The organism is Carnobacteriaceae bacterium zg-C25 (genome assembly GCA_017945845.1).
Classification (GTDB): domain Bacteria; phylum Bacillota; class Bacilli; order Lactobacillales; family Aerococcaceae; genus WM01.
In genome coordinates this window covers 711,977-724,234 of the sequence record CP072828.1, presented here as the reverse complement: position 1 = coordinate 724,234, position 12,258 = coordinate 711,977, and the positions used below count along the sequence as shown (strand labels likewise).

The 12,258-nt window shown below is 36.1% G+C and carries 12 protein-coding genes and 1 other RNA gene; 10 read left to right on the top strand and 3 right to left on the bottom strand.

Going from position 1 to position 12,258, the window contains the following annotated elements:
* Positions 1–67 precede the first annotated feature (67 nt).
* A complete protein-coding gene (gene clpX / locus J7S27_03475; protein ID QTU82383.1) occupies positions 68–1,312 on the top strand; it encodes an ATP-dependent Clp protease ATP-binding subunit ClpX in 1,245 nt (414 codons plus the stop codon).
* Positions 1,313–1,685: 373 nt separating this feature from the next.
* Here the strand turns inward: clpX and J7S27_03470 are convergent, their stop codons facing one another.
* The 3 genes from J7S27_03470 to gpsB form a co-directional block, all read right to left on the bottom strand.
* A complete protein-coding gene (locus tag J7S27_03470) occupies positions 1,686–2,831 on the bottom strand; it encodes a class I SAM-dependent RNA methyltransferase (GenBank protein ID QTU82382.1) in 1,146 nt (381 codons plus the stop codon).
* Positions 2,832–2,894: 63 nt separating this feature from the next.
* An RNA gene (rnpB, locus tag J7S27_03465) (RNase P RNA component class B) lies at positions 2,895–3,259 on the bottom strand.
* Positions 3,260–3,274: 15 nt separating this feature from the next.
* Positions 3,275–3,583, bottom strand: a complete 309-nt coding sequence (gene gpsB / locus J7S27_03460; protein ID QTU82381.1) for a cell division regulator GpsB — start codon at positions 3,581–3,583, stop codon at positions 3,275–3,277.
* A gap of 402 nt (positions 3,584–3,985) precedes the next feature.
* Here gpsB and J7S27_03455 point away from each other — a divergent pair, with 402 nt between their 5' ends.
* The 9 genes from J7S27_03455 to J7S27_03415 all read left to right on the top strand — a co-directional run bounded on the left by J7S27_03455 (position 3,986) and on the right by J7S27_03415 (position 12,246).
* Entirely contained in the window at positions 3,986–4,951 is a 966-nt protein-coding gene (locus J7S27_03455; GenBank protein ID QTU82380.1) for an ABC transporter substrate-binding protein, read from the top strand.
* Positions 4,952–5,148: 197 nt separating this feature from the next.
* Positions 5,149–6,636: a DUF1846 domain-containing protein gene (locus J7S27_03450; protein QTU82379.1), complete on the top strand. Its 1,488-nt coding sequence runs from the start codon at positions 5,149–5,151 to the stop codon at positions 6,634–6,636.
* A 3-nt stretch (positions 6,637–6,639) separates the two neighbouring features.
* Positions 6,640–7,161 (top strand): GNAT family N-acetyltransferase, encoded by a 522-nt coding sequence (locus J7S27_03445; protein QTU82378.1) that lies wholly within the window; start codon positions 6,640–6,642, stop codon positions 7,159–7,161.
* 175 nt (positions 7,162–7,336) lie between these two features.
* Positions 7,337–8,107: a 30S ribosomal protein S2 gene (gene rpsB, locus J7S27_03440; GenBank protein ID QTU82377.1), complete on the top strand. Its 771-nt coding sequence runs from the start codon at positions 7,337–7,339 to the stop codon at positions 8,105–8,107.
* Positions 8,108–8,200: 93 nt separating this feature from the next.
* A complete protein-coding gene (locus tag J7S27_03435; protein ID QTU82376.1) occupies positions 8,201–9,082 on the top strand; it encodes an elongation factor Ts in 882 nt (293 codons plus the stop codon).
* Between the two features lie 53 nt (positions 9,083–9,135).
* A complete protein-coding gene (locus J7S27_03430) occupies positions 9,136–9,861 on the top strand; it encodes a UMP kinase (GenBank protein ID QTU82375.1) in 726 nt (241 codons plus the stop codon).
* Between the two features lie 42 nt (positions 9,862–9,903).
* The gene (gene frr / locus J7S27_03425; protein ID QTU82374.1) at positions 9,904–10,461 is read left to right on the top strand and encodes a ribosome recycling factor; all 558 of its coding nucleotides are present in this window, start codon (positions 9,904–9,906) and stop codon (positions 10,459–10,461) included.
* Positions 10,462–10,551: 90 nt separating this feature from the next.
* Complete coding sequence (gene pepA, locus J7S27_03420) at positions 10,552–11,631, top strand: glutamyl aminopeptidase (protein ID QTU82373.1); 1,080 nt, start codon at positions 10,552–10,554, stop codon at positions 11,629–11,631.
* Between the two features lie 12 nt (positions 11,632–11,643).
* Entirely contained in the window at positions 11,644–12,246 is a 603-nt protein-coding gene (locus tag J7S27_03415; protein ID QTU82372.1) for a DUF4479 and tRNA-binding domain-containing protein, read from the top strand.
* The last annotated feature ends 12 nt before the right edge of the window (positions 12,247–12,258 follow it).

Genomic DNA, 12,258 nt, shown 5'->3' with positions numbered 1-12,258 from the left:
TTGCGTTTTTCTTGTGATGTTAAAGGAAATATGCTACATTATGGTAGCAATTTTATGTTAGGAGTTAATGATGAACGATAAAAATCATTTATATTGTTCTTTCTGTGGCAAATCATCGGAAGAAGTACAAAACATTATTTCAGGACCAGAAGTGAATATTTGTGACGAGTGTGTTGCGCTATGTCAAAATATTCTTAATGAACAAGACAGACACGAAAAATCGTATGTGTTTAAAAATGTTCCTACACCGATGGAAATTTTTAATCATTTAAACCAATACATTATTGGTCAAGAAGACACAAAAAAGAATTTAGCCGTTGCTGTTTATAATCACTATAAACGTGTCAATGAAATGCAAAAAAATAATAGTCAAGTTGAATTGCAAAAGAGCAATATTTGTTTAGTTGGGCCAACTGGTTCGGGTAAAACATTTATTGTGCAAACGTTAGCCAAGTTTTTAAATGTGCCATTTGCCATTTCAGACGCAACAACATTAACAGAAGCAGGGTATGTTGGTGAAGATGTTGAAAACGTATTGGTTAAACTAGTCCAAGCCGCCAATTACGATTTAGAATTAGCGAGTCGTGGTATTATCTACATTGATGAAATTGATAAAATTGCGCGTAAAAGTGAAAATGTATCCATTACAAGAGATGTTAGCGGGGAAGGTGTTCAACAAGCCTTATTAAAGATTTTAGAAGGTACGGTATCTAATATCCCACCACAAGGTGGTAGAAAGCATCCGCATCAAGAATTTTTACAAATTGACACATCCAATATTTTATTTATTGTTGGTGGTGCATTTGATGGCATCGAAATGATTGTTAAAGAACGTCTAGGTGCTAAAGTCATTGGATTTGGTGGTACGGTTACACAATCGCACGATACGACAAAAAGTCTTATGAAACAAATCATTCCAGAAGATTTATTGAAATATGGTTTAATCCCAGAATTTGTCGGACGACTACCGATTATGACGGCGTTAGAAAAATTAGAAGTCATGGATCTTGTACGCATTTTAACAGAGCCTAAAAATGCCTTAGTTAAACAATATCAATATTTATTAGGATTGGATAATGTGCAATTAGAGTTTACACCTGATGCATTAGAAGCCATTGCTCTAAAAGCGATTGAACGCAATACAGGTGCACGTGGATTACGTGCTGTTATTGAGCATATCATGTTAGAAGTAATGTTCCATACACCATCCAATAAAAATATTGCACGTTGTTTAGTTACGGTTGACTGTGTTGAAAAAGGCGAAAATCCAATTTTATTTAATGCTAAAGGTAAAGTAGTTTCTTACGAATAAACAACTGTCTGATTTATGTATAGATGAGTAGTCGGCTCATGGTCATCTGATAGTAATCTTGAACGTAAGGGTCAAGCGGGTGACGGACACCAAAATAAAAACCGAAATAAATCTTGAACGCAAGGGTCAAGCGGGTGGCAGACACCAAAATAAACCGACTAAAAAATCGACTCACATTGTTGAGTCGTTTTTGTTTTGGAGGAAAGATGGTACAAAAAGCGAATTTTAAGGTTGTTAATTATTTTGTATACATCATTTAAAAGGTGTTGATAGCTTCCTTGCGGAAGCCACCCACACCAAATATTATAGAACCAAAAAAGACTGTTGACACTTTAATTTGTCAACAGTCTAGCTATTTAATTCTGGATAGCTTTTATACGTTTTTATCACGTTTAGGTCGAATGCCCCAATATTGATAATAATCTGTTCGGATAGCACCGTTATACAGTTTACGTTTTTTCGTTGCCTTGCTACCGTAATGATCTTCAAAAGTTAAATCACTGGTTAAAATATATTTACTCCACGTTGGTAGAGCAGCGTACGTTTCGCCCATGTCACGATAAAGTGCATGCACTTTTTCTTCATCAAGCAATCGATCCCCATAAGGCGGATTAGCAATCAAAATGCCAAATTCTTTTTTCGTTCTAAAATCTTTCAGTTGCATTTGTTTAAAGGTGATGTGTTGATCCACTCCAGCACGTTTTGCATTTTCTTTAGCGATTTCGATCATTGAAGCATCAATATCGGCACCTAAAATATCTAAAGTGATATCCGTTTTAATTTGTTTTTTAGCGTCTTCTTTAACGTGTTTCAATGTATCGTTTTGAAAAATACGCCATGATTCAAAGGCGAAATTGCGGTTTAAACCAGGAGCAATATTTAAGCCGATTAAAGCAGCTTCAATTGGAATCGTTCCAGATCCACAAGTTGGGTCATATAACGGTCTATCCGGAAACCATGTTGTTAATTGAATCAGTGCTGCTGCCATATTTTCTTTTAAAGGAGCACCACCTTTTTCGCTACGGTAGCCACGTTTAAATAAACTAGATCCAGATGTATCTAACGTTAGGGTAGCAACATCTTTTAAAATTGAAATTTCGATTGGATATACGGCACCAGTTTCAGGTAATTTTGTTTGGCGGTGGTAGTAATTGGATAGTCTTGTTACAATTGCTTTTTTAGTAATGGCTTGCGCGCTAGGGACGTGGTGTAATGTTGATTTCACCGATTTACCAGAAACGGGAAAGTTAGCGTCTAGTGGCAACATATCTTCCCAAGGGAGTGCTTTTGTTTTCTCAAATAGTTCGTCAAACGTTTTTGCTTTGAATGAACCGAAGATAATTTTGATACGATCCGCTGTACGTAGCCAGACATTAGTACGTGCAATATCGTGAATGGTGCCTTCAAAAAGGACTTTACCGTTTTCTACTTGAACGGTATACCCAAGAGCTTTTAATTCGTTACCGACTAGCGCTTCAATACCAGCAGCGCATGTGGCCATTAATTGATATGTTTTCATTGTTTCTCCTTACACAATAAAACCTGCTAAAAGTAGCAGGTATCTTTATCCGATGTCACAAAATTCTATAAGCCATGTTTTGTCCAAACATTTCTCGGAAGGAAAATGTTCTGGATTATTATCTGTCTGTACGTCAGATGGACGTACCTCTTTTTTTGTTGTTATTCCTATTAAGAGTGCCCCTACCAAAGTTTGGGTTGCTCGCTCGAGGGGTTTACCAACGTTCCACTAATCTTGTTTCCAAAATTACTTCGTCACTGTGGCACTTTCAAGAATACTTTAGCATAGTTTACACCTTAGCTATTTTTTCTGCCGTCAGTTTTTCAACTGCCTTAGCTTATTGTTTCGCTAAGCACGAACACTACAAGCATTTCAGCTTGTGCGAGCATGGACTTTCCTCAGCCTTTCGACCGCAATAATCCGAATTTTGTGAGTAATGATGATTAATCAACGTCAATTTTAGATCCGAATACGTGTTTTTCTAAATTAGAAATACGACGTAAAATGTCATAATTTGTTGAACCAGCACTTTCTACGCGTGGAGCAGGTTTGTCAACAATTGTACGATTAGTGTCGCCGACTGTTGATAATGTTTTCAATTGTTCGTTTAAACGTGCAATTTCATTTTCGAATGCTTCGTAATCTTGCATGATCATATCTAAAAATTCGTCTACTTCGACAGGGTCGAATCCGCGCATTTTAGATTTAAATGTTTTGTCATAAATGTTTTTAATGGTTAATTTTGTTTTCATGTTAATCTCCTTGAATGTGTGATATAAACTTTAGTGAATAGACATATTTTACAAAATTTACGCTTTAATTTAAAGTAATTCTATTTTTTTATGATTAAAATGTGTTTTTAATGATAAAAACGTTGCATTAAATGAGAAAATATGTTAATTTAAATTTAATAAATCAAAAGGAGATGTACGATGAAAAAAGCGAAACAATTCAGTTGGCAATTATAGATACAGGTTGTTTCTCGTACATTTGTACATAGATACAACCATCTTTCTGTTGGAAATGTATCTATGTGGACCACATTATATGATAATGAACTCAGCCACTTAGATAATCGCTAAGTGGTTTTTTGACCACTTAATAAAATATAAGTGGTCATTTTTGTTGGGTTCATTAGAATAGGAGAAAAGAAAATGAAATTATTTAAAGTTATCGCAACAACTATGAGTCTGTTATTATTAGGCGCTTGCCAAAACACCACACCCCCTCAAACGACTTCTCAAAACCGTGTTAAATTAGGTGTGCTACAGTTGGTTGAACATCCGGCTTTAGATGACATTTATAAAGGGATAAAAGACGAGTTGCAAAAGCAAGGTATTCAAGCGACGTATGATTTTTATAACGCGCAAGGGGATCAAAGTAATTTAATGACGATGAGTGAAAAAGTGGTGTCAGGAAAACCTGATATTTTAGTGGGAATTACAACGCCTGCAACGTTAGCGTTACGAAATCAAACGACACAAATACCAATTGTAATGGCGGGTATTACGTATCCTGTTGATGCTGGGTTAGTCGATAGCGAAAGTAAACCTAACGGAAATGTAACGGGAGTTAGTGATCGCATTTCCATTAAAAAGCAATTGGAATTGATGAAACAAGTGCTACCGAATTTAAAAGTTGTCGGTGTGCTTTATAGCTTAAATGAAGATAATTCCGTAAAACAAGTCGAAGAAACAAAAATTGCCGCTCAAGAACTTGGTATCGAATTGAAATTAGGTGGTGTCGTCAGTCAAAATGATGTGCAACTCACAACTGAAACAATTGCTGGGCAAGTAGATGCTATTTTTGTTCCGATTGATAATACCATTGCCAGTGCAATGAGTATCGTGACACAAGTAACGGATAGTAAACAAATTGCCGTATTTCCTTCAGCTAGCACAATGGTCAAAGATGGTGGATTAATGGGATATGGTATTGATCAATATGAAATTGGTGTCAAAACAGCAAAAATGATCATTTCTGTTTTGAAAGGTGAAAAGCCTGAAAATACACCTGTACAATTAATGGACGACGCAAAAGTTTATATTAATTTAGAAAAAGCCAAACAATTAAACATTACAATTCCAGACAATATTTTAAAAGATGCCATTACGCAATAAAATCATAAGGATAGCGTGATTTAACGCGCGTGTACTTTTTATCGCTTATCCGATAGAAGATGATTGACAGTTTAAATCAATGAGCGTATGATAATTATCGGGCTCCCATTATACATGGGAAACGATATAAACCCCCATTCACTGAATGGGGGATTTTTATTTTTGTATACTCCCTAAACAATTTTCAGGAGGATAATATGAACATCGGTTTTGATAATCAAAAATATTTACAAGAGCAAAGTCGCTACATTTTAGAGCGCGTGAATCAATTTGATAAATTATATTTGGAATTTGGTGGTAAATTGATTGGTGATTTTCATGCAATGCGTGTTTTACCAGGATTTGATCCAGATGTAAAAGTGAAATTATTGCATCAATTGCGTGAGCAGGCCGAAATTATCATTTGTGTGTATGCTGGCGATATCGAAAACAATAAAGTTCGTGCTGATTTAGGCATTACATACGATCGTGATGTTTTACGACTTATTGATGATTTAGGGTATTGGGATTTATCGATTAATAGTGTGTTGATTACACGTTATACCGGACAAAGTGCAGCAAGAAAATTCAAAGCACAACTTGAACAACGTGGTCTAAAAGTGTATACACATGGCTATACACAAGGTTATCCAATGGATGTTGATACCATTGTTAGTGAAGAAGGTTATGGGAAAAACACTTATATCGAAACGACTAAACCATTAGTTATTGTAACGGCACCGGGTGCTAATTCGGGTAAATTAGCGACGTGTTTAAGTCAGCTTTATCATGAAACAAAATTAGGAAAAAAAGCGGGATATGCTAAATTTGAAACATTCCCTGTTTGGAATTTACCTTTAAAACACCCAGTTAATATTGCATACGAAGCCGCAACGGCAGACTTAGAAGACGCTAATATGATTGACCCGTTCCACTTAGAAGCTTACGGAGAAACAACAGTAAATTATAACCGTGACATTGAAGCATTTCCGTTGTTGCGTAAAATTTTAACCAAAATTGCGGGTGAAAATCCGATACCGTATCAATCGCCAACAGATATGGGTGTTAACCGAGTCGGATTTGCGATTACGGACAATACGGTGGTAGAAGAAGCTTCAAAACAAGAAGTGATTCGACGTTATTTCGCGCTACACAACGATTATAAAAAGGGTATGGGTACTTTACAAGCCGCACAAAGAGGCAAATTGTTGATGGATGAATTGTCATTAAATGTGCATGATCGTCGTGTGGTAGATAGTGCTATTGCAAAAAGTCAGCAAGAAAATGTTCCAGTAGTCGCCATTGAATTGCAAGATGGGACGATGATTACCGGTAAACATAGTCAAGTGATGTCCGCTAGTGCAGCCTGTTTATTGAATGCTTTAAAAGCAATTGTAGGGTTGAGCGATGATTTATGGTTAATGCCACCCGTTATTTTAGATAAAATTAAACAATTGAAAATGGATAAACTAAAAAACAATACGCAAAGTTTAGATAGTAAAGAAGTGCTGATTGCATTAAGTATTTCTGCGGTAACGAATCCTAGTGCAGAAATGGTGCTGCAAGCGTTAGATAAATTGCGTCATTTACAAGCACACAGTACGGTTATTTTGCCTAAAGCGGATGAAGAAATGTTTAGACAATTGGGCATTATTGTGACATGCGAACCAGAGTTTGCGAATGATAATTTATATTACGGAAGTTAAGGTATGATGATTTTAACAAGACCGTCATTACACTATAAAGAGAGTTTACTAGAATATAAAAATACGTTTATTGAAAGAAAAGAGAGTATAGCTGGCGGTAGTTTTTTAAGAGATTTTGATACCGTTGAAGAATGGCTAGATTTTATTCAACAACTAGAACACATTGAAACAACGCCAAAACATTTAGTCAGTGCATTAGCTTTTATACTAGTTGATACGACGAGTGAAAAAGTAATCGGCATGTGTGATTTGCGACTTAGTTTGGCCATACCGTATTTAAAAGAATTTGGTGGTCATGTTGGCTATTCCATTCATCCTGATTATCGAAAAAATGGTTATGGGAAATTACAATTACACTTGCTATTAAAAGAAGCTAAAAAAGTTGGTTTTGAAAAAGTGTTAGTGACGTGTGATGAAGAAAATCGCGCATCTGCAAAAATTATTGAAAGCAATAACGGTGTTTTAGAAAAAGTTGTTTTTGATGAAGAAGGCAACGGTTATAAACGTTATTGGATAAACTTATAAAAAAAATAAAGAAAAAAAGCAAAATGAGTTGCTATTTAAGCTGTTTTTTTATATACTGTTAAAGGTTGTAAAAACCAAAATACAATTCACTTAGTAGCGATGTTGGATACGGTGCCGTAAGGTGTGTCGACAAATGAGCACTAAGGAAGAAAAAACCAAAATGGAGGAAAAAATTATGGCAGTTATCTCAATGAAACAATTGCTAGAAGCTGGGGTACACTTCGGTCACCAAACACGTCGTTGGAACCCTAAAATGGACCGTTACATCTTTACAGAAAGAAACGGTATTCACATTATCGACTTACAAAAAACTGTAAAATTAGTTGATGATGCTTACAACTACATGCACGAAGTTGCTCAAAACGGTGGTATCGCATTATTTGTTGGTACTAAAAAACAAGCACAAGATGCAGTGAAAGAAGAAGCAGAACGTTCAGGACAATTTTACATTAACCACCGTTGGTTAGGTGGAACGTTAACAAACTGGGATACTATTCAAAAACGTATCACTCGTTTAAAACGTATCAAAGAAATGGCTACAGATGGTACATTTGATGTATTACCTAAAAAAGAAGTCGCAGAATTAGTGAAACAACAAGAACGTTTAGAAAAATTCTTAGGTGGTATCGAAGATATGCCAAGAATTCCAGATGTAATGTTCATCGTTGACCCACGCAAAGAAAGAATTGCTGTTCAAGAAGCACGCAAATTAAATATCCCTATCGTTGCGATGGTAGATACAAACTGTGATCCAGATGAAATCGATGTTGTCATTCCATCAAACGATGATGCAATTCGTGCAGTTAAATTAATCGTTGCTAAAATGGCAGATGCGTTTATCGAAGCTAACCAAGGTGAAGATCAAGTTACAGCTGATGATTTCGTTTCAGAAGAAGCAACTTCTTTAGAAGAAATCGTTGAAGTGGTTGAAGGCGACAACGCTTAATCTAATCAATAAAGTGTAGATGACTGTCAAAAAATAGAAAACCACTATTTTTGACAGTCATTTTTTAAAATAATTTTTTGGAGGAATACAATAATGGCTGAAATTACAGCAAAATTAGTTAAAGAATTACGTGACAAAACAGGCGTTGGTATGATGGACGCTAAAAAAGCATTAGTAGCAGTTGAAGGAGACATCGAAAAAGCTGTGGATTACTTACGTGAAAATGGTTTAGCAAAAGCTGCTAAAAAATCTGATCGTATCGCTGCTGAAGGTTTAACTTCAATCTTTGTTTCTGGTAATACTGCAGCAATCGTAGAAGTAAACGCTGAAACAGACTTTGTTGCGAAAAACGAAAAATTCCAAAACTTAGTTGCAATGATTAGTGAATTAGTGGCAACTCAAAAACCTGCTACTTTAGAAGATGCTTTAGCATTAACTGTTGACGGAACACCTTTAAGTGAAGTGATTGCAGAAGCAACTGCTACAATTGGTGAAAAAATTGAGTTACGTCGTTTTGAACTTGTAACAAAAGAAGACAATCAAGCATTCGGTTCATACTTACACATGGGTGGACGTATTGCGGTTGTAACTGTTTTAGACGGTACAACTGACGAAGTTGTTGCAAAAGATGTTGCAATGCACGTTGCTGCAATCAACCCTAAATATGTATCTCGTGACCAAGTTTCTCAAGAAGAATTAGAACACGAGAAAAAAGTATTAACTGAACAAGCATTAAATGAAGGTAAACCAGCTAACATCGTTGAAAAAATGATTCAAGGCCGTATCAATAAATTCTTGGCTGAAATTAGCTTGAACGACCAACCATTTGTTAAAAATCCAGATCAAACAGTTTCTGAATTTGCAGCATCTAAAGGTGCAACTGTAAAATCATTTAACCGTTATGAAGTTGGTGAAGGTATCGAAAAACGTGTTGATAACTTTGCTGAAGAAGTAATGAGTCAAGTTAGAGCTTAATTTTAAAATCCCCCTATTTTGTTGGGGGATTTTTAATAGCAGTGGAGGAATTTATGGTAGAACCAATTTATAAACGTGTTGTTTTAAAATTGAGTGGGGAAGCATTAGCAGGCGATACTGGTTTTGGTATTAACCCACCAACGATTAAAGAAATTGTAAAAGAAGTTAAAGAAATCCATGAGTTAGGCGTTGAAGTGTCTATCGTTGTGGGTGGTGGTAACATTTGGCGTGGTCAAATCGGTGCTGAAATGGGAATGGAACGTGCACAAGCTGACTACATGGGCATGTTAGCTACTGTCATGAATGCGTTGGCATTGCAAGATACACTAGAAAATATCGGCGTACCAACACGTGTACAAACATCAATCGACATGCGACAAATTGCTGAACCGTATATTCGTCGTAAAGCTGTTCGTCACTTGGAGAAAAAACGTGTTGTTATTTTTGCGGGTGGAACAGGAAACCCTTATTTTTCAACGGATACAGCATCTGCACTACGTGCTGCTGAAATTGATGCTGATGTCATTTTAATGGCAAAAAATAACGTTGATGGTGTTTATAATGCCGATCCACGTAAAGATGAAACCGCGATGAAATTTGATGAGTTGACCCATTTAGATGTGATTAGTAAAGGGTTACAAGTTATGGATTCAACAGCAAGTTCATTAAGTATGGACAACGATATTCCATTGATTGTCTTTAACTTAAATGAGCCGGGTAACATTAAGCGTGTTGTTTTAGGCGAAAACATTGGAACAATTGTCAAAAATGCAAAATAGTTTATAATGGATTTGAGATAACAACACAACAAGGAGATTCGTATGATAAATACAATTTTAAATAATACAAAAGAACGTATGTCTAAAGCAGAAGCGGCGTTATCAAGAGAGTTGGGTGCCATTCGTGCGGGTCGTGCCAATGCTAGCTTGTTAGATCGTTTAACGGTTGAATATTACGGTGCTGAAACACCAATTAATCAAATGGCTCAAATTACGGTACCAGAAGCGCGTATGTTGATGATTACACCGTACGACAAATCGATTTTAAAAGAAATGGAACGTGCCATTTTACAAAGTGATATTGGGATTACACCTTCAAACGACGGGAATGTGATTCGTTTAGTTATTCCTGCATTAACAGAGGAACGTCGTAAAGAATTAGCGAAACAAGTGAAAAAAGAAGCTGAAAATGCTAAAGTTGCTGTTCGTAACATTCGTCGTGACGCTATCGATGAATTAAAAAAAGCTGAAAAAGCAAAAGAAATTAGTGAAGATGAATTGCGTACTGCTGAGAAAAAAGTACAAGATTTAACAGATGCTTCAACTAAAAATTTAGATGCTTTAGCAGCAGAAAAAGAAAAAGAATTGTTAGATATTTAGACGATTTGGCACTACCTTACCGGGTAGTGCTTTTTTATGTGATTTATGGTAAAATATACTGTATTGACACAAGTTTTGGAGAATAAAAAGATGGATCAAAAAGTATTTAATCGTATTAAAGCATTAACAGAATTAAAAGGTACGAGTGGATTTGAATATGACATTCGTCGATACATGGAACAAGAAATGACGCCTTTTGTTGATTATGTCCAAGGGGACGGTTTAGGTGGTATTTTTGGTGTGCGTGAAAATAGTGATGATCACGCACCACGTGTAATGTTTGCGTCTCACATGGATGAAGTGGGTTTTATGCTAGCACAAATTACACCAAATGGTTTATTTAAAGTTGTCGCTTTAGGTGGATGGAATCCGTATGTCGTTTCGGCACAACGTTTTGTTTTAACAACACGTGAAGGTGTTGATATTCCAGTCGTATCTTCTTCAGTGCCACCACATTTATTACGTGGTACTAATGGTGCGCAAGATGTTTCTGTAGACAGCATTTTATTTGATGCCGGTTTTACATCGAAAGAAGAAGCAGAAAGTTTTGGTGTACGTCCAGGAGATGCGATTGTACCGGTAACTGAAACTGTTGTCACAGCAAACCAAAAACGGATCATTTCAAAAGCGTGGGATAACCGTTACGGTTGTACGGTCGTTTTAGATACATTAGAAGCGTTAAAAGATGAAAAATTACCAAACACCTTAATTGCTGGAGCTAACGTTCAAGAAGAAGTTGGTTTACGTGGTGCAAAAGGGTCAACAACGTTATTTAATCCAGATGTATTTTTTGCGATTGATTGCTCACCTGCTAACGATTTAGATGGTTCACCTGCCAATTATGGTCATTTAGGAAAAGGTGTATTGATGCGCATTCAAGATCCAGGTTTTATTTTACAACGTGGTATGCGTGAATTTTTATTAGATACTGCTGAAACGCACCATATTCCATATCAATATTTTGTATCTAAAGGTGGAACAGATGCAGGTGCAGCCCATCAAATGAATTACGGCGTACCAAGTGCAGTTATTGGTATGTGCGCACGCTATATCCATACACATCAAACGTTATTTGAAATTAGTGACTATGAAGCCGCTAAAGAAATGGCTAAACAAATTGCTTTAACGTTAGATAAAAGTGTGTTAGCAACGATTAAACATAGAAATTAAGGAGTACACTAAATGTTTTTAGCATTTTATAATAAAGCACATGTTGGCGACACCTTGCTATTATTAAAAAAAGAAACGACAGAAAACGTATCATCTGAATCAAAAGTCGATGTGACACGCGTTTTTAACACTAAAACAAATGAAACGCTTGCTTACAATATTTTCAATGCGTCTTCGTACGTGTCTTTTGAAAAAGACGGACAACAGTTTTTAACGCAAGAGGCTGTTGATACCATCAATCGTTTATTAGATACACAAAATTTTGAGCACATTTCAGTTGATAACACACCGAAATTTGTGGTTGGATTGGTTGAAGAATGTGTTGATCACCCAGATTCAGACCATTTACACGTTACAAAAGTGAATGTTGGTGGTGGAGAAGTATTACAAATTGTTTGTGGAGCTTCAAACGTGGCAACAGGGCAACAAGTTGTTGTGGCTAAAATTGGCGCCGTTATGCCGAGCGGTTTAATTATTGAACCTGGCCAATTACGTGGCGTTGATAGCAATGGTATGCTGTGTTCAGCAAGAGAATTAGGATTAGTACAAGACAATAGTGCTAAAGGCATTTTAGTATTGGATAACCGTACAATTGGAGAACCATTTTTCAATTAATTTAAGAAAGCG

Bases quoted from the DNA above. Each gene is read 5' to 3' on its own strand.
- clpX (QTU82383.1), top strand. From the start codon at position 68: ATGATGAACGATAAAAATCATTTATATTGTTCTTTCTGTGGCAAATCA.
- J7S27_03470 (QTU82382.1), bottom strand. From the start codon at position 2,831: ATGAAAACATATCAATTAATGGCCACATGCGCTGCTGGTATTGAAGCG.
- gpsB (QTU82381.1), bottom strand. From the start codon at position 3,583: ATGAAAACAAAATTAACCATTAAAAACATTTATGACAAAACATTTAAA.
- J7S27_03455 (QTU82380.1), top strand. From the start codon at position 3,986: ATGAAATTATTTAAAGTTATCGCAACAACTATGAGTCTGTTATTATTA.
- J7S27_03450 (QTU82379.1), top strand. From the start codon at position 5,149: ATGAACATCGGTTTTGATAATCAAAAATATTTACAAGAGCAAAGTCGC.
- J7S27_03445 (QTU82378.1), top strand. From the start codon at position 6,640: ATGATGATTTTAACAAGACCGTCATTACACTATAAAGAGAGTTTACTA.
- rpsB (QTU82377.1), top strand. From the start codon at position 7,337: ATGGCAGTTATCTCAATGAAACAATTGCTAGAAGCTGGGGTACACTTC.
- J7S27_03435 (QTU82376.1), top strand. From the start codon at position 8,201: ATGGCTGAAATTACAGCAAAATTAGTTAAAGAATTACGTGACAAAACA.
- J7S27_03430 (QTU82375.1), top strand. From the start codon at position 9,136: ATGGTAGAACCAATTTATAAACGTGTTGTTTTAAAATTGAGTGGGGAA.
- frr (QTU82374.1), top strand. From the start codon at position 9,904: ATGATAAATACAATTTTAAATAATACAAAAGAACGTATGTCTAAAGCA.
- pepA (QTU82373.1), top strand. From the start codon at position 10,552: ATGGATCAAAAAGTATTTAATCGTATTAAAGCATTAACAGAATTAAAA.
- J7S27_03415 (QTU82372.1), top strand. From the start codon at position 11,644: ATGTTTTTAGCATTTTATAATAAAGCACATGTTGGCGACACCTTGCTA.